Genomic DNA, 16,321 nt, shown 5'->3' on the forward strand with positions numbered 1-16,321 from the left:
TCAAGGGGAGTAACGAGGGATGGCGCGGGAAGTACGTGGGGGTGCATCCCGTGATCCGGATCACAAGGGGGTGCTGCAGCCGCTAAATTACGGGCGAGTAGCAAAACTGGGAAGTTACGCGGCGGTAAAAACTCCACGGTCCGCTCCGACGGCCGTCATCCGTTCGGCCCTCCCCTGCTGCGCCCGGCGCCCGGTAGGCCGAGCGTGTGAGACATGACCCAGTCCACCCACACAGACCCAGGGCAGTCCGGCGGCCTCCTCGCCGAGATCAAGGACGCCGTCACCACCCGGGCCGCTCTCCTGGTCCTGGGCGTACTGGCGCTCCAGCTCGCCTTCATCACCTCGTACATCGGGGCCTTCCATCACCCCAAGCCCAGCGAGATCCCCATCGCGGTGGCCGCGCCGGCCGCGCCGATCGCCGAACAGACGGCGAAACAGCTCTCCGCGCTGCCGGGCAAGCCGCTCGACCCCCGTGCCGTGCAGGACGAGGCGACGGCGCTCCGGCAGATCCAGAACCGGGACGTGGACGGCGCGCTGATCGTCGACCCGGCCGGCAAGACCGACAAGCTGCTGGTGGCGAGCGGCGCCGGGGCCTCCCTGTCGCAGGCACTGGAGGAGGTCGTCGGCCTCGTCGAGAAGACCCAGGGCCGCACCGTGCGCGTCGTGGACGTGGCTCCCGTGGCCGCCGGCGACGGGCGCGGCCTGAGCTCGTTCTACCTGGTCGTGGGCTGGTGCGTGGGCGGCTACCTGTGTGCGGCGATCCTCGCGATCAGCGCGGGCGCCCGGCCCGCGAACGTGCACCGCGCCGTCATCCGGCTCGGCGCGCTCTTCGTGTACGCCGTCGCGGCCGGACTCCTCGGCGCGGTCATCGCGGACCCGATCCTGGGTGCGCTGCCCGGCAGCATCTGGGGCCTGTGGGGACTCGGCTCCCTCGTGGTCTTCGCGGTCGGGGCGATCACCCTGGCCTTCCAGGGCCTCGCGGGCGTGGTCGGCATCGGCCTGGCGATCCTGCTGGTGGTGGTGCTCGGCAACCCGAGCGCGGGCGGCGCCTACCCGTACCCGCTGCTGCCGCCGTTCTGGAAGGCCATCGGCCCGTGGCTGCCGCCGGGCGCGGGCACGTACGCCGGGCGCTCGATCGCGTACTTCAAGGGCAATGACATCACCGGGCCGCTGCTGGTCCTGAGCGGCTGGGCGGTGCTCGGCTCGGCGATCACGCTGGCCTGTGCGGCGGGCCGCAGGGGCAAGGCGGGCGCGGCGGTGGGCAGCGGGCTCCCCGAGGGGCCGGACGCCCTGCCGGAGCGGGAAGCCGTGCGATGAACAACCCGATCCAGGTCCGCAACCGGATGGGGCCGGCCGAACAGGCCGTCTCCGTCAAGCGGATGGAGCCCAGCGCGCAGGCGCAGCTGGGCCCCCTCGGCCTCACCGGCTTCATCGTCGTCACCACCATCGCCACCGGCATCGACGCCGGCATCTTCCCCGAGAAGCTCAGCCACTCCGTGCTGCCGCTGGTCGGCTTCTTCATCGGCGGGCTCGCCCAGCTGCTGGCCGGGCTCTTCCAGGCGCAGCGCGGCGACACCTGGCACGCCACCGTCTTCGGCGGCTTCGGGCTGTTCTGGATGTCCAAGGCCCTCCTGCTCCAGTGGGTGCTGCCGGCCACCGATCCGGCGCTGCGCGGGGACGTGAGCGGTCTGTTCACGCTGCCGTGGGTGTTCGTGGTGTTCGTGCTGTGGATCGGCAGCTGGCGGATCCACCTGGTGCTGCTGTCCACCTTCACGTGCGTGCTGGTGGTCTTCGTGGCCATGACGGTCAGCGGGTTCACCGGCTCCGTGGTCTGGAACCGGATCACCGGCTGGAGCGGCCTGCTGGCCGCGCTCGGAGCCACGTACCTGCTCGCCGGGCAGATCATGGCGAGCACCTGGGGCCGCCAGGTGCTGCCGATGGGCCGCTTCCTCGCCCCCGAGGAGCACCCGGAGGCATGACCGCCCCACGGCACGGCCGCCGCACGGCACGGCGGGGGCACGAGAACAGCCGCCGCGCGGCACGGCGGGCGCACGAGCACGGCCGCCGCACGGGCACGACGTGATCACGACCCTCGCGGTGGAGAACTACCGCTCCCTGCGCCGGCTCGTCGTCCCCCTCGGCCGGCTCACCGTGGTGACGGGCGCCAACGGCACGGGCAAGTCCAGCCTCTACCGGTCCCTGCGGCTGCTGGCCGACTCCGCGCGGGGCGGTGCGATCGCGGCCCTGGCCCGGGAGGGCGGGCTTCCCTCCACCCTGTGGGCCGGTCCGGAGAAGACCGGGCGGGCGGTGCGCGAGGGCCGGTACGCGGTCGAGCCGACCGTCCGCTCCGAACCGGTGAGCCTGCGGCTCGGCTTCGCCGGGGACGAGTTCGGCTACGCGGTGGACTTCGGCCATCCCGCACCCGTCCGCGGCTCGCTCTTCGGCTTGGACCCCGAGATCAAACGGGAGTGCACCTGGGCCGGACCGGTGCTGCGCCCCGCCGCCCTGCTCTCGGACCGCTCAGGACCCGCCGTGCGCACCCGGACCGCGGACGGCGGCTGGCACCGCACCCAGGGGGCCCTGCGCCCGTACGACTCCATGCTCAGCGAACTCGCGGACCCGCAGCTGGCCCCCGACCTGCTGGCCCTGCGCGAACGGATCCGCTCCTGGCGGTTCTACGACCACGTCCGCACGGACGCCGACGCCCCGGCCCGCACCCCGCGCGTCGGGACCCGTACGCCGGTCCTCGCCGCGGACGGCTCCGACCTGCCGGCCGCGCTCCAGACGATCCGGGAGACCGGCGACCACGCGGCGCTGGACGCGGCCGTCGAGGCGGCCTTCCCGGGCAGCCGGGTGGCGGTCTCGGAACGGGACGGCCGCTTCGAGCTGGAGCTGCACCAGCACGGGCTGCTGCGCCCGCTGGGCGCGGCGGAACTCTCCGACGGGACGCTGCGCTACCTGCTGTGGACGGCCGCCCTGCTGACCCCGCGCCCGCCGGCCCTGATGGTGCTCAACGAGCCGGAGACCAGCCTCCACCCCGACCTGCTGGGCCCCCTCGCGGACCTGATCCTGACGGTGGCCCGGGACACGCAGACGGTGGTGGTCACGCACGCCGCCCCGCTGGCGGAAGCCCTGGCCGCGGGCGTCCGCCGGCACCGCGTGGACCTGCGGACGATCACCCTGGTCAAGGACTTCGGCCAGACCGAGGTGGCCGGCCGCGAGGGTCCCCTGGACGAACCCCTCTGGTACTGGCCGAAGCGGTAGCCGCCGGTCCGCCGCCCGGTCAGCCGATCTCCACGACGCGCGCCCATGCGGGCGGTGCGTCGGGGACGTAGTCGCGGTCCTCGTCCCACGAGCGCCTGCGCCCCGTCCGGGGGAACAGCCCCACCACCGTCCGGCACGGCGGCCGGGTGCCCGGCCAGGGCGTCTGCCCGTCGGTCAGCACCACGATCACGTCCGGCCGGGGCGCCGAGCGCAGCGCCGTGGCGAAGCCCGTGCGCAGGTCCGTACCCCCGCCGCCCAGCAGCGGGATCCCCTCGGCGCGGCACAGCGGATGGGCGATCCGGGCCGAGGCGTCGCACGGCACCACGGTGATCAGGTCGCGGCGGCCGCCCACCGCGCGGGAGATGGCGGTGACCTCCAGGAGCGCGCTGCCCAGTTCGGCGTCGCTGACGGACCCGGAGGTGTCGATGACCACGCTGACCCGGGGCGGGCGGCGCCGCAGGCTCGGCAGCACGGCACCCGGCACCCCGGCCGAACGCCGCGAGGGCCGGCTGTAGGTGTAGTCGTCGCCCGCGCCGGAACCGGAGGTGGCCGAGCGGACGGCCGCTCCCAGCAACTCCCGCCAGGGCTGCGGCGGGTGGAACACCTCCTGCGCCCAGCGCTTCCAGCCGCTCGGGGTGTTCCCCGGCCGGCCGGTGATGCCCTGCGCCACCCGGAACCGGACGGCGTCCCGTTCCTGCTCGCTCAGCCCGTGCGCGCCGTCCGGTCCGAGGTCCCACTCCCGTTCCAGCCCGTCGGCGCCGCTGCCGCAGTCCAGCCAGGCCATGTGCTGCGTGTGGGGCCCGAGCCCGAACTGCGTCAGGTACTCCTCCATGAGCTCCCCCTCCCGCAATCCCACGGCCTTCGGCTGGACAGCACCCTCGGGCCGGACCAGACCGTCGCCGTACGCGTCGTCGTTGATCTCGAAGTCGGCCGCGATGTTCATCCGCAGTCGCTCCCCCGGCCCGGTCAGCCCGCGCTCCCGCGCGACCCGGTCCCCGCGTCCGTGGTGGTCGCGCAGCAGGTGGGACACCTCGTGCACCCAGACCGCGGCCAGTTCCTCGACGGGAGTGCGGTCCACGAAGCCGGGCGAGACGTAGCAGCGCCAGTGGCGGTCGACGGCCATCGTCGGGACCCGGCGCGATTCCACGACGTGCAGGGCGAACAGCGCCGTGGCCAGGTACGGCCGCACGCGTACGGCGTGCAGCCGCGCGGAGTAAAGCTTGTCCAGGTCCAGCGTCGCGGGCTTCACAGACGTCGCCGTCGCTGTCGGCGCTGTGTGCGCGGGCGTCACGGGCGTCACGGGCGTCATCGGCCCGCCGTGACGGGCGCGCCCGACCGGGCGGCCGCCCGGTCGGCTCGCCGGGACAGCGCCACGGCCCCGGCGAGCCGGTCGATCGCGGCCGGAACCTCCCAGTCCGCGCGGCGCAGCGCGGCGAGCGTGGTCGCGGGGACGACCACCAGGTCCGGGGCACCCGTCTCCAGCGCCCGGGCCAGGAGCGCCCACGCCGCGTCCCAGCGGGACTTCTCGGGGCGCCCCCGCACCGCCTCGACCACACCGTCGAGCACGGCTTGGCGCAGGTCCCCGCGCTCGGGCAGGACGGCGGCCGCCGGGTCGGCGAGCAGCGCCTCCGGGTCCGGGAGGTCCATCCGGTCCAGGCTCGCCAGCAGCTCCAGCCCGGGACCGTCGCCCACGGTTCCCCTGACCAGCAGGGAGAGCACTTCCCGGGAGGACCCGGCCGCGGTCGCGAAGGCGATCAGACAGAGGGCCATCTCCCAGCTCCGGGGGGAGGGCCAGGGACCACCCCTGCGCGTTTCGCCCGAAGGCAGCCGGTGGACGAGCTTGGGCCGGGCCGCGAGCAGCCCGCATACCGCACGGCGGGCGAAGTCCACGGCTTCCGGGAGCCGTTCGGGGTCCAGCCGGGGCAGGGTGGCGCGGGGCCAGGTCCCGCCCAGGCCGCGTACCACCACGTCCTGGTCGTGCGTCCACTGGAGGTGGACGAAGCGGTTGGCCAGGGGCGGGCTCAGCTCCCAGCCGTCGGCCGCGGAGGACCGCGGGTTGGCCGCGGCCACGATCCGGACCTCGGGCGGCAGCCGCAGCGCGCCGATCCGCCGCTCCAGTACGAGGCGGAGCAGGGCCGCCTGCACGGCCGGCGGCGCGGTGGACAGTTCGTCGAGGAAGAGCAGCCCCCGGCCGGCCCGTACCAGGCGCACGGCCCAGTCCGGCGGGGCCATCGGCACTCCCTGCTCCGCGGGGTCGTCGCCGACGATGGGCAGGCCGGAGAAGTCGGACGGCTCGTGCACGCTGGCGATGACGGTGGTCAGCGGGAGGTCCAGCGATGCGGCGAGCTGGGTCAGGGCCGCGGTCTTGCCGATGCCCGGCTCACCCCACAGGAGGACGGGCAGGTCGGCCGCCACGGCCAGGGTCAGGGCCTCGAGCTGGGTGTCGGGACGCGGTTCGGTCGTCGTATCGCGCAGCAGGGCCAGCAGCCCTGCGGCGACGTCGAGTTGGGCGGGGGCGGACGGGGCGGACGGGGCGGACGGGGCATGAGAAAGCATGTGGAATCACCTTTGGGTGTGCGGTGGGAAGGGGAAGAGGAAGGGCATCGGGCAGGAGCCCGGGACGGGTCAGCGGTAAGTCGCGTGCCGCGGGTGCGAGCCTTCGGGGCGCGGGGCGCGGGGTGAGCGGTAGCCGGCAGGGGCGCGGCCGCCGGCCGGTCCGGCCAGGCCCGACCGGAAGAGTCCGTGGGTGACCCGCCTGAGCGCGGCCGCCTCCAGCTCGTCCCGCAGCGGGCCGTCGCGCAGCAGCGCTCCGGGACCGAGCAGTCCCTCCACGACCGCCAGGGCGCCGGCGGTGTCGCCGTGGTCGAGGCGTTCGCGGACGCCGGAGAGGGAGTCCGGACGGCGGTGCGCCTCGTCGATGGCCCGCAGACAGGGCAGCGGCGTACCGGTCAGCGCGACCAGCAGCTCCTCGCGGCGGACCTCGGCCGGGTCGTGGTCGAGCGGCACCAGCACCCCGTCGACCAGACCGATCCGGTGCCGGGCACCCCGGCAGTCCACCAGTCGCGGTGCCCCCGCCCGGTCCGGGGCTTCGGCCCCGGCCCCGGCGAGCCGCGACGGCGACCAGTCCGGTACGAGGGCCCGCCCGACCAGCGGGTGCAGCCGGCCGGCGTCGATCGCCCCGACACGGAGCAGGTCCAGGTCGGGCAGGACCCAGGTCGCCGCGTCGGGCAGCACCGGCGGGGCGGGGGCGCCCGGCTCCGCGGGCGCGGCTGCGGAGATCTGCCCGCCCGTGCCTCCGGCGCCGTCTTCGCGCAGGTGCACGTACAGCCGGTGCCGGGCCCCGAGCCGCACGGCGACCGTACCGCCGGAGCGTCCCTGGGCCCGGAGCACGAGCTCCGCCTCGGCCGCCCACCGGCCGACCGCGCAGCGGGGCACCGGAGGCGGCGGCCCCGGCGGGCCGGGATCCACCGCGGGGTCCGTGTCACCGGGCTGCCGGTCGGCCCCGGACCTGGAGCGGAGCTCGTCGCTCCGGCGGGCGTCCCACAGGTGGCGGTGCAGGTCGAGGCGGAAGCGCGGGTGGGGGTGGGGATGGGGGTGCGGACCGGCCCCCGGAGGGCGGCGGGCGGCGTCCTCGGAACGGGCTCCGTCCCAGAGCGCGAGGCTGATCCGCTGCCCGTACTCCGCCCAGGCCGGCGGGGTACGGGCCACGAGGTGCAGCGGGCGCGCACCGCCGGGCCCCGCGTCGCCGTACCGGGCCAGGGCGATGGTCAGCCCGGGGCGCAGCAGTCCGTCGGGGGCGATCCTCGGCAGGTGCCAGCGCAGCAGGTCCGGAGCCAGGTGGCGCAGGTCGGCCCGGATCCGGGCCGCCAGTTCGCGGCCGTGGGTGCGTGCCAGGGCGCGCAGGTCGAAGTCCACGTCGACGGCGGCGGCGGAGCACGCCCCCGCCCAGTCTCCGGTGCGGCGGCGGTCGGTCGCGGTCTCGATCATGGAGGGCGGCACGGCGAACTCGCGCACGCGCAGCCAGAAGGAAGGGAAGGGAGGGAAGGGAGGGCGGGAAACCCCGTTCGCGGTCTGAGTGAGCATCAGCACTCACCTTGCGCGGACGGGACCCCCGATCTGTGTGTACGGGAAGTCGTCATCGCGGCGACACTAACGTCCTTCCCCCCGGCCCCGCCAGGCATTTCCTGTCGGCTCGGCCGATCCCGATCGCTGCCGGTCCGCCGGACACCGGGGGCGATCGGGCCGGTGAGGGCGAAGACGGCGGTACGGGTCCCGCGAGGGCGTCCAGGACCACCTCGGCGGAGCCTGAGCAGGTGGCGTGGCGCCGGGGTGGGCCGGGGTCCGGTGGAGCGGGGTCCGGGTCCGGACCCCGGGCCGAAACTTCCGCCGGCCTACCCGGCCCGGTGGACCACCTCGCCGGCGACCACCACCGTTTCGGCCACCGTCCCGGGGATCTGTTCCGGGGCCACCGCGAGGATGTCCCGGGACAGGATCACGAAGTCGGCCGCCTTGCCGACCGTGAGGGAACCACGGTCCTCCTCGAGGAAGTTGGCGTACGCGGAACCCATCGTGTAGCCGTACACCGCCGTCCGTGCGTCCACCGTCTCCTGCTCCTGCCACGGTTCGCCGCCGTCCAGCGGGCGCCGGGTCAGCGCCGTGTAGATGCCGATCATCGGGTCCATCTCGGCGACGTTCCAGTCGCTTGAGAAGGCCAGGACCGCTCCCGCCTCGGCGAGGCTCCGCATCGGCCACGCCTTGTGCCAGCGGTCCTCCCCCACGTTCTCCGCCCAGTCCTGGCCCGGACCGGCGATCTCCGGTGCACAGTGCCGGGGCTGCATGCAGGCCACCACGCCCAGGTCCCGGAAGCGCGGCACGTCCTCGGGATCCAGGCATTCCACGTGGACCACCTGGTGGCGGGCGTCGCGCGGGCCGTTCACCGCCCGTGCGTGCTCGACGGCGTCGAGGACGGTGCGGATGCCCCGGTCGCCCGTGGCGTGGACGAAGCACTGGAATCCGCGCGCGTCCAGCCGGGCGAGCAGCCCGGCGAACTCCTCCGCCGGGTAGAAGGTCTCGCCCCGGTGCGATCCGCAGCCGGTGTACGGCTCCAGCAGTGCGGCCGTGCGCGGCTCCACCACGTCGTCGATGTAGAGCTTGAGGGGGCCCACCCGGAAGCGGTCCCCCGCGTGCACCTTGGCCGCCGCCTCGAAGAGGTCGAGGTCCTCCTCCGTCGTGCCGCGCGGGTGGAACAGCGCGGCGACGATCCGCGAGCGCAGTCGGCCCTCGGCGCGCGCCCGGTCGTACAGTTCCAGGTCGTCGAGGGAGTTCTGCGGCTCCACGACGGTGGTGATGCCGAAGCCGATCGCGTCGTCGAGGCTCTTGGCGAGGCGCCCGTACTGGCGGTCCGGGGAGGCCCACGGCACGCCCAGGTCGCGCAGGGCGCGGTGGCCGTCGCGGGACAGCCCCTTGATGGCGAAGTCCTTCACGAAGCCGGTGGGCTCGCCGGTCTCCGGGTCCACGGCGGCCGTGCCGAAGGGCAGGTCGGTTCGGCCTTTCGCGACGCCGAGCCTGCGCATCGCCGCCGTGTTCAGCCAGGCCGTGTGGACGTCGTACGAGAGCACGATCGCGGGGGTGTCCCCCGTGACGGGGTCCAGGTCGGCGGCGGTGGGCATGCGGCCGCCGGGGATCGCGGAGTAGTCGAAGGCCTCGGCCTCGACCCACTCGGCGTCGGGGTTGGCCTCCCGCCACTCGCCGATCCGGTCGAGGATCGCTTCGAGCGTCCGGACCCCGGCGAGCTGCACACACGCGTCGTCGGAGCCGAGCCGGACGTGGTTGTGGGCGTCGATGAATCCCGGCAGGACGAGCCGGCCGCCCGCGTCGATCCGCTCGGTGTCCGGGCCCGCCCAGTCGGCGGCCTCCGCGTCGGGGCCCACCCAGACGATCCGCCCGTCACGCACGGCGAGGGCTTCGGCCTCGGGCAGCTCCGGGTCGACGGTGTGGATGCGGGCCCCGGTGAGGAGCAGATCGGCGGGGGCGGAGTGAGACATGGGGTGGTGCTCCTGTGCAGAGGGGGTACGGGGAGACGTGCGGCGGGGAGACGGGGCCCTCAGGGCGGCCGGGGGGCTGGAGGGAGGCCCTCAGGCGGCCGGGAGGGGCCGGGACGGAGGCCCTCAGGCGGCCGGGGCGTACGCGGGCACCCGACGGGCGAGGGCCCAGTACGTGAGCCCGGAGACCACCGAGCCGAGCAGAGTCAGGTCGGCGCCTCCGAGCGGGGCGACGAGCGGCCCGGTCCAGAGCTCGGAGTCGCAGGTCAGGGCGGCGAAGGCCATGCCGGCGAGCAGGGCGGTCATACCGGCCGGGTGGTAGCCGGAGCGGTACCAGTAGGCGCCCCCGCTCCCGGAGTGCAGCGCGTCGGAGTCGTAGCGGCAGCGGCGCAGCAGCATGTCGGCGAGGAAGACGCCGCCCCAGGGGGCGAACACGATGATCAGGAGGGAGAGGAAGGAGAGCAGCGAGGTGGTGAAGTCGGTGAGGAAGAGCGCGGCGAGCGATCCGGCGGCGGTCACGGCGGCGCTGACCACGATGGCCCGGGCCCGGCTCCACGGGATGCCGAGGACCTGGAGGTTCAGGCTGGAGGAGTAGAGCGTGATGATCGAGTTGGTGACGGAGCCGCCCAGGACCAGGGCCAGGAACAGCGGCTGGAACCAGCCCGGCAGCAGGTTTTCGGCCCCGGCGACGGCGTCGGTCATATCGGTCTGGGTGGCGGCGGCCACGCCGGCGATCCCGAGGGCGACGGAGGACACGAACCCGCCGAGCGCACCCATCCAGGTAATCGACTTCAGCGAGGTGGTGCGGGGCAGGTAGCGGGTGTAGTCCGCGGGCATCGGCAGGTACGAGAACGGCCCGGCGAGCATCACGACGAAGGCCAGGCTCCAGCCGGACAGGCCCGGGGCCAGGGCATCGGCCGGGGCGGTGGTCTCGGCGCCCGGCAGGACGAAGACCAGCAGGGCGCCGAAGCCGACGGCCAGGACGTAGGCCATCCAGCGCTCGGCGAACTGCACCGTGGCGTGGCCCCACATGGCGACGGCGAAGGTGAGCGCGAGGGTGATGCCGAGCGCGACGGCCCGGATCACGGTGCCTTCGCCCAGCCCGACCTCGGCGAAGAAGACCTCCAGGGCCAGGGTGCCGACGACGGTGTTGACGATGGTGTAGCCGATGCTCACCACCCAGTTCAGGACGCCGGCCGGCCAGTTGCCCCGTACGCCGAAGGCGGCCCGGGAGATGACCAGGGTGGCGGTGCCGGTACGGATGCCGCTGAGGCCGGCGGCGCTGATCGCGAAGAAGGACAGCCCGCTGATCACGACCACGGCGGTGGCCTGCCAGAAGCTGAGGCCGAAGGCGACGGCGAGGGCTCCGTTGATCACGTAGGTGAAGGTCAGGTTCGATCCGAACCAGAGCCAGAAGAGGTCCTTCGCCCCGCCGTGGCGCTCGGCGTCGGGAATCGGGTCGATGCCGTGCGTCTCGACTCTGAAGACCTCGTCGACGGCGGCCGTCGTCTCCTGGTGTGCCATGCGTCTGCCCCTGACCTTCGGCGGTGAACCGCGAACCCGACCTCGAACGCGACATTGAACGACGTTCTAAGTTCTTGAATGGCATTCAAGATGCGCTGCCGACAGGGACCCCGTCAAGACCCTGTCCGGGATAGGGTCGGCCCACGAAGATCGGGAAGGCGGCACGGGTGGCAGCGGGAGCGGCACGGCGGCGCGACGGGCAGATCGCCCAGGAGCGGATGCTCGAAGAGGCCATGACGGCGATCGCCGAGGACGGGCTGGCGACGCTCACCATGTCCGCGCTCGCCGAACGGCTCGGCACCAGCGGCGGCCACATCCTGTACTACTTCGGCAGCAAGGACCGGCTGCTGCTGGCCGCCCTGCGCTGGAGCGAGCACCAACTGACTGCGGAGCGCGCCGAATTGCTGGGCCGCCGGGTCACCGCCCACCGCAAGCTCGCGCTCTTCCTCGAGCTCTACCTGCCCCGCGGCCCCCGCGATCCGCGCTGGACGCTCTGGATCGAGCTGTGGGCCCGCATCCCCTCGAACGAGCCGCTGCGAGCCGCCCAGCAGGAGATCGACGACGCCTGGCAGCAGGACCTGGAGGCGCTCCTGGCCAAGGGGGTGGAGCAGGGCCGCTTCGCCGCGGGCCTGGACGTGCCCGCCCGCGCCTCGGAGCTGCTCGCCCTGCTGGACGGGCTGAGCACCCGGGTGGTGCTGGGCGAGCGCGGCGCGGACCGGGCCACCTCCCTGGAGCGGGCCCGCTCGGCCGCGGCCCTGCTGATCCCGCACACCTGAGGCCACCGGCGCCCCCGACCGCGCCCGGACATGTGGAAGGCCCGCCCGGGCCTTAGCGTCCCGGGCGGGCTTTCCGCTCCTTAGCGGAGGTTCTCAGGAGGAAGAAGGGCTACTTCTTCTTGGCGGCGGCCTTCTGGGCCGGGGCGCCCTCGGCGTTGCCGTAGTACGCCTGGCGCATGAGCTGCTTCAGGTCGTCGATCATCGGCATCCGCGGGTTGGCGGGGGCGCACTGGTCGGCGTAGGCGTTCATGGCCTGGGTCGGCAGGGCCTCGATGAAGGCCTGCTCGTCCACGCCCTCCTCGGCGAAGGAGGAGGTGATCCCGCACTTGCTGCGGAGCTCCTCGACGGCCTTGGCGTAGGACTCGACGCCCTCGGCGGCCGTGGCGGCCGGCAGGCCCAGCATCTTCGCGATCTCCTGGAAGCGCTCCGGCGCCCGGTAGACCTCGGCCTTGGGCCAGGGGGTGGCCTTGTGGGTGACCGTGCCGTTGTGGCGGATCACGTGGGGCAGGAGCAGCGCGTTGGTGCGGCCGTGGGCGACGTGGAAGGTGTTGCCCAGGGTGTGCGCCATGGCGTGGACCATGCCCAGGAAGGCGTTGGCGAAGGCCATGCCCGCCACGGTGGAGGCGTTGTGCATCTTCTCGCGGGCCTCGGGGTCGTTCGGCCCGTCGACCACGCAGCGCTGCAGGTTTTCGAAGATGAGCTTGATGGCCTGGAGGCACAGGCCGTCGGTGTAGTCGTTCGAGTACGCGGAGACGTAGGCCTCGGTGGCGTGCGTCAGGGCGTCGAAGCCCGAGTCGGCGGTCACCTTGGGCGGGAGGCCCATCGGCAGCATCGGGTCGACGATGGCGACGTTCGGGGTCAGCGCGTAGTCGGCGAGCGGGTACTTCTGGGCCGCGGCCGGGTCGGAGATGACGGCGAACGGGGTGACCTCGGAGCCGGTGCCCGAGGTGGTCGGGATGGCGACCATCTTGGCCTTCTCGCCCAGCGAGGGGAACTTGTAGGCGCGCTTGCGGACGTCGAAGAACTTCTCCTTCGTGTCGGCGAACTCCACCTCCGGGCGCTCGTACATCAGCCACATGATCTTCGCGGCGTCCATCGGCGAGCCGCCGCCGAGGCCGATGATCGTGTCGGGCTTGAAGTCGCGCATCATCGCGGCGCCGGCCTGGACGGTGGAGAGCTCCGGGTTGGGCTCGACGTTGTCGATGATCTGGATCGACACGGCGCCCTCGCGGGCCTGCAGGATGTCGACGACCTTCTGCACGAAGCCGATGGAGACCATCGTCTTGTCGGTGACGATCGAGACGCGGCTGATGCCGTCCATCTCGCCGAGGTAGCGGATGGAGTTGCGCTCGAAGTAGATCTTCGGCGGGACCTTGAACCACTGCATGTTGGTGTTGCGCCGTCCGATCCGCTTGACGTTGATCAGGTTGACCGCGGTGACGTTGTTCGACACCGAGTTGTGTCCGTACGAGCCGCAGCCCAGGGTGAGCGAGGGCAGGAAGGCGTTGTAGACGTCGCCGATGCCGCCGAAGGTGGAGGGCGAGTTGGCGATGACGCGGATCGCCTTGACCTTCTTGCCGAACTCCTCGACGAGCTCTTCGTCCTCGGCGTGGATGGCGGCGCTGTGCCCCAGGCCGTGGAACTCGACCATCGCGGCGGCCAGTTCGAGGCCGTGCTCGGTGTCGGAGGCCTTCAGGGCGGCCAGGATGGGGGACAGCTTCTCCCGGGTCAGCGGCTCGTTCTCGCCGACCTCGTTGCACTCCGCGAGGAGGATGGAGGCCTCGGCGGGGACGCTGAAGCCGGCCTGCTCGGCGATCCACTGTGGGGACTTGCCGACGACCGCCGGGTTCAGCTTGGCGCCGTTGGCGTCGGCCGCGTAGGCGGTGGTGCCGAAGACGAACTGCTCCAGCTTGGTCTTCTCGGCGGCGGAGACCACGTGGGCGCCGAGCCGCTTGAACTCGGCGAGGCCCGCTTCGTAGATCTCGGTGTCGAGGATGACGGCCTGCTCCGAGGCGCAGATCATGCCGTTGTCGAAGGCCTTGGAGAGCACGATGTCGTGGATCGCACGGCCGAGCTTGGCGCTCTTGTGGACGTACGCCGGGACGTTGCCCGCGCCGACGCCCAGGGCCGGCTTGCCGCACGAGTAGGCGGCCTTGACCATGGCGTTTCCGCCGGTCGCGAGGATGGTGGAGACACCCGGGTGGTTCATGAGGGCGCCGGTGGCCTCCATGGAGGGGGCGGTGACCCACTGGACGCAGTTCTCCGGGGCGCCGGCGGCGACGGCGGCGTCACGGACGATGCGGGCGGCCTCGGCCGAGCAGTTCTGCGCGGAGGGGTGGAAGGCGAAGATGATCGGGTTGCGGGTCTTCAGGGCGATCAGGGCCTTGAAGATCGTGGTCGAAGTCGGGTTGGTGACCGGGGTCATCGCGCAGACGACGCCGACCGGCTCGGCGATCTCCGTGATGCCGTTCAGCTCGTCGCGGCGGATGACGCCGGCGGTCTTGAGCCCGCGCATCGAGTTCACGACGTGCTCGCAGGCGAAGAGGTTCTTGACGGCCTTGTCCTCGAAGAGGCCCCGGCCGGTCTCCTCGACGGCCAGCTGGGCGAGCTCGCCGTGCTGGCTCAGCGCGGCCAGCGAGGCCTTCTTGACGATGTGGTCGACCTGCTCCTGGTTGAACGACGAGAACTGGTCGAGCGCCGTGAGCGCCCCCTGGACCAGTCCATCCACCATCTCGTTCGCCTGCATGGCAGGAACTCCTTCATTTCGACTCAACCTGAACCGCTTTCCTGATGACTCAATTCGACACCCAAAAGCGGAAGCAGCGATGCCGAAAAAGCCCTTATCCACCGGGCCGAAGGACCGTTCACACCCGTTCACACCCCCTCCATCACCCCTCTGACCTGCACTGATATCTCGGGACCTAAGACCCCTGTGCGCTTGTGAAAACTTTCACAAGAATTTCTGACGAAGTGCGCCCTACCGCGCTCCTCCCCCAGCGAGCACAATCACCGTGACGAGTCGCGTCAACCGTGAGGGAGGGAGCGCGTGCGCAGTCAGGTGCGCGTCGCGAACGGACGGAATCTGACGGTGGAGCGCTGGGGCGACCCGGACGGCCGACCCGTTTTTCTGCTCCACGGCATGCCCGGCAGCCGCCTGGGCCCCGCCCCCCGGGGCATGGTCCTCTACCAGCGCCGGATGCAGCTCATCACCTACGACCGGCCCGGCTACGGGGGCTCCGACCGCCACCCGGGCCGCACCGTCGCCGACGTGGCCGCGGAGGTGGCGGCGGTGGCCGACTCCCTGGGCCTGGATACCTTCGCCGTGGCGGGCCGCTCCGGTGGCGCCCCCGGTGCGCTGGCCTGCGCCGCCCTGCTCCCCGAACGGGTCACCCGGACCGCGGCCCTGGTCCCCCTCGCCCCGCGGGACGCGGAGGACCTCGACTGGTTCGAGGGGATGACCGCCTCGAACGTCACCGCGTATTCCACCGCCGGCCGGGACCCGGAGGAGCTGGCCGCCCGGCTCATCCCCCGCGCGGCGGGCATCGCCGCCGATCCCGGGCAGCTGCTGGACGAACTGCGCCGGGAGCTCACCGAGAGCGACCGCCTGGTCGTCTCGGACGCGGGACTGCGCGCGATGCTGCTGCGGAACTACCGCGAGGGGGTCCGCAGCTCCGCCTACGGCTGGATCGACGACATCCTCGCCTTCAGCACCCCCTGGGGGTTCGACCCCGCCGACATCCGCTGTCCGGTGATGATCTGGCACGGCGGGCTCGACGAGTTCTCCCCCGTGGGCCACTCCCGCTGGCTGGGCCGGCGCATCCCCGGAGCCACCACCACCATCGACCCGGCCGCCGCCCACTTCGGCGCCCTGCACGCGCTGCCCGACGTACTGACGTGGCTGCTCAGGGAGCTGCCGGCACCGCCCGTGAACGAACAGCAGCCGGCGTAAGAACGGGGCCGCCTCCCGCGCGCGCAGCGCACCCGGCGCAGCCCACCCAGCCAAGGCGCACCACCAACTCGCCCTCAGAGCGGGCCGAGTTGCGGCACGATGGCCCACAACTCGGCCCGTCCGCAATCAAGTACGCCCTCGGGGCGAGCACCCGTACCCCCGCTCCCCGGCAGTCCACCGGCCCGCTCCGGCACGACCGCGGAACAGCCGTGCGCAGGGATGCGGAGCATGCGCGGTTCGGGTCCGGTATCGGCCGCGGCACCGATCCGGCGTCCCCGCCGGTCCGGGGTGACGGCCGGCGGCCGCGGCGGACCCCCGAGCGGCCGCGGCGGACCCCTGAATGGAAAGGATCTTGCCGCGAGGAAGCCGTAAGTCAAACGGGCGAATACCGGCCCCGGGCGAATTCGATCATGTTTACCACCGGGACCCGATCGGCCCTGCACAAGACATCACTCTGTAGCAACGACCTGGGCAGTTCGGCACGCCGATCAGTCATCGGGGAGGTAAAGTCCGCGCCAGACACTGGCTCGTCGCCAATGTCAACCCCTCCCATTCCCCATGACCTCCCCGAGGACGGCGTCATGAACACCTCCGCCACCCACCCGGCCAGCACCGTCACGGCCACCCGCGTCCCGCTCGACCGCATCGATGTCCGCGGCGCGCGCGCGGCCGCGACCCTGGGTCGCGTCCTCCCGACGGAATCCGGCCGAAAGGTTCAGACGCCCATCTTCAACTCTGCACTCTGACGAGGAAGTCAGCGCTCTAGA

The 16,321-nt window shown here is 72.8% G+C and carries 12 protein-coding genes; 6 read left to right on the plus strand and 6 right to left on the minus strand.

Going from position 1 to position 16,321, the window contains the following annotated elements:
• Positions 1 to 213: 213 nt before the first annotated feature.
• From ACFYM0_RS22880 to ACFYM0_RS22890, 3 genes are all read left to right on the plus strand, one after another.
• Positions 214 to 1,317, plus strand: a complete 1,104-nt coding sequence (locus tag ACFYM0_RS22880; protein WP_388504141.1) for a DUF3533 domain-containing protein — start codon at positions 214 to 216, stop codon at positions 1,315 to 1,317.
• The gene (locus ACFYM0_RS22885; RefSeq protein ID WP_388504143.1) at positions 1,314 to 1,979 is read left to right on the plus strand and encodes an acetate uptake transporter; all 666 of its coding nucleotides are present in this window, start codon (positions 1,314 to 1,316) and stop codon (positions 1,977 to 1,979) included. The genes ACFYM0_RS22880 and ACFYM0_RS22885 overlap by 4 nt, the downstream gene beginning before the upstream one ends.
• 100 nt (positions 1,980 to 2,079) lie before the next feature.
• A complete protein-coding gene (locus ACFYM0_RS22890) occupies positions 2,080 to 3,264 on the plus strand; it encodes an AAA family ATPase (RefSeq protein WP_388504146.1) in 1,185 nt (394 codons plus the stop codon).
• Positions 3,265 to 3,283: 19 nt separating this feature from the next.
• Here ACFYM0_RS22890 and ACFYM0_RS22895 read toward each other — a convergent pair whose 3' ends face one another.
• From ACFYM0_RS22895 to ACFYM0_RS22915, 5 genes are all read right to left on the minus strand, one after another.
• The gene (locus tag ACFYM0_RS22895; RefSeq protein WP_388504148.1) at positions 3,284 to 4,573 is read right to left on the minus strand and encodes a VWA-like domain-containing protein; all 1,290 of its coding nucleotides are present in this window, start codon (positions 4,571 to 4,573) and stop codon (positions 3,284 to 3,286) included.
• Positions 4,570 to 5,820: an AAA family ATPase gene (locus ACFYM0_RS22900; RefSeq protein ID WP_388504150.1), complete on the minus strand. Its 1,251-nt coding sequence runs from the start codon at positions 5,818 to 5,820 to the stop codon at positions 4,570 to 4,572. Before ACFYM0_RS22900 ends, ACFYM0_RS22895 begins: the two co-directional genes overlap by 4 nt.
• Before the next feature lie 69 nt (positions 5,821 to 5,889).
• Complete coding sequence (locus tag ACFYM0_RS22905) at positions 5,890 to 7,347, minus strand: hypothetical protein (RefSeq protein ID WP_388504151.1); 1,458 nt, start codon at positions 7,345 to 7,347, stop codon at positions 5,890 to 5,892.
• A 308-nt stretch (positions 7,348 to 7,655) separates the two neighbouring features.
• A complete protein-coding gene (locus tag ACFYM0_RS22910) occupies positions 7,656 to 9,308 on the minus strand; it encodes an amidohydrolase (RefSeq protein ID WP_388504153.1) in 1,653 nt (550 codons plus the stop codon).
• 123 nt (positions 9,309 to 9,431) lie between these two features.
• On the minus strand, positions 9,432 to 10,829 hold the full coding sequence (locus ACFYM0_RS22915; RefSeq protein ID WP_388504155.1) for a purine-cytosine permease family protein: 1,398 nt from the start codon (positions 10,827 to 10,829) through the stop codon (positions 9,432 to 9,434).
• A 218-nt stretch (positions 10,830 to 11,047) separates the two neighbouring features.
• Here ACFYM0_RS22915 and ACFYM0_RS22920 point away from each other — a divergent pair, with 218 nt between their 5' ends.
• Positions 11,048 to 11,605: a TetR/AcrR family transcriptional regulator gene (locus ACFYM0_RS22920; RefSeq protein ID WP_388504273.1), complete on the plus strand. Its 558-nt coding sequence runs from the start codon at positions 11,048 to 11,050 to the stop codon at positions 11,603 to 11,605.
• Positions 11,606 to 11,714: 109 nt separating this feature from the next.
• Here the strand turns inward: ACFYM0_RS22920 and adhE are convergent, their stop codons facing one another.
• Positions 11,715 to 14,351 carry a bifunctional acetaldehyde-CoA/alcohol dehydrogenase gene (adhE, locus tag ACFYM0_RS22925; RefSeq protein WP_388504157.1) on the minus strand — a complete coding sequence of 879 codons (2,637 nt, stop codon included), beginning with the start codon at positions 14,349 to 14,351 and terminating at the stop codon, positions 11,715 to 11,717.
• A 300-nt stretch (positions 14,352 to 14,651) separates the two neighbouring features.
• Here adhE and ACFYM0_RS22930 point away from each other — a divergent pair, with 300 nt between their 5' ends.
• Positions 14,652 to 15,554, plus strand: coding sequence for an alpha/beta fold hydrolase (locus ACFYM0_RS22930; protein WP_388504159.1), 903 nt, complete (start codon positions 14,652 to 14,654; stop codon positions 15,552 to 15,554).
• Positions 15,555 to 16,135: 581 nt separating this feature from the next.
• Complete coding sequence (gene fxsA / locus ACFYM0_RS22935; protein WP_254384685.1) at positions 16,136 to 16,300, plus strand: FxSxx-COOH cyclophane-containing RiPP peptide; 165 nt, start codon at positions 16,136 to 16,138, stop codon at positions 16,298 to 16,300.
• Positions 16,301 to 16,321: the final 21 nt, after the last annotated feature.

Source organism: Streptomyces sp. NPDC006487 (assembly GCF_042870555.1).
Classification (GTDB): domain Bacteria; phylum Actinomycetota; class Actinomycetes; order Streptomycetales; family Streptomycetaceae; genus Streptomyces.

What these genes read in the sequence shown, in the direction of transcription:
- ACFYM0_RS22880 (WP_388504141.1), top strand. Translation starts at nt 214, where the DNA reads ATGACCCAGTCCACCCACACAGACCCAGGGCAGTCCGGCGGCCTCCTC.
- ACFYM0_RS22885 (WP_388504143.1), top strand. Translation starts at nt 1,314, where the DNA reads ATGAACAACCCGATCCAGGTCCGCAACCGGATGGGGCCGGCCGAACAG.
- ACFYM0_RS22895 (WP_388504148.1), bottom strand. Translation starts at nt 4,573, where the DNA reads ATGACGCCCGTGACGCCCGTGACGCCCGCGCACACAGCGCCGACAGCG.
- ACFYM0_RS22900 (WP_388504150.1), bottom strand. Translation starts at nt 5,820, where the DNA reads ATGCTTTCTCATGCCCCGTCCGCCCCGTCCGCCCCGTCCGCCCCCGCC.
- ACFYM0_RS22905 (WP_388504151.1), bottom strand. Translation starts at nt 7,347, where the DNA reads ATGCTCACTCAGACCGCGAACGGGGTTTCCCGCCCTCCCTTCCCTCCC.
- ACFYM0_RS22910 (WP_388504153.1), bottom strand. Translation starts at nt 9,308, where the DNA reads ATGTCTCACTCCGCCCCCGCCGATCTGCTCCTCACCGGGGCCCGCATC.
- ACFYM0_RS22915 (WP_388504155.1), bottom strand. Translation starts at nt 10,829, where the DNA reads ATGGCACACCAGGAGACGACGGCCGCCGTCGACGAGGTCTTCAGAGTC.
- ACFYM0_RS22920 (WP_388504273.1), top strand. Translation starts at nt 11,048, where the DNA reads ATGCTCGAAGAGGCCATGACGGCGATCGCCGAGGACGGGCTGGCGACG.
- adhE (WP_388504157.1), bottom strand. Translation starts at nt 14,351, where the DNA reads ATGCAGGCGAACGAGATGGTGGATGGACTGGTCCAGGGGGCGCTCACG.
- fxsA (WP_254384685.1), top strand. Translation starts at nt 16,136, where the DNA reads ATGAACACCTCCGCCACCCACCCGGCCAGCACCGTCACGGCCACCCGC.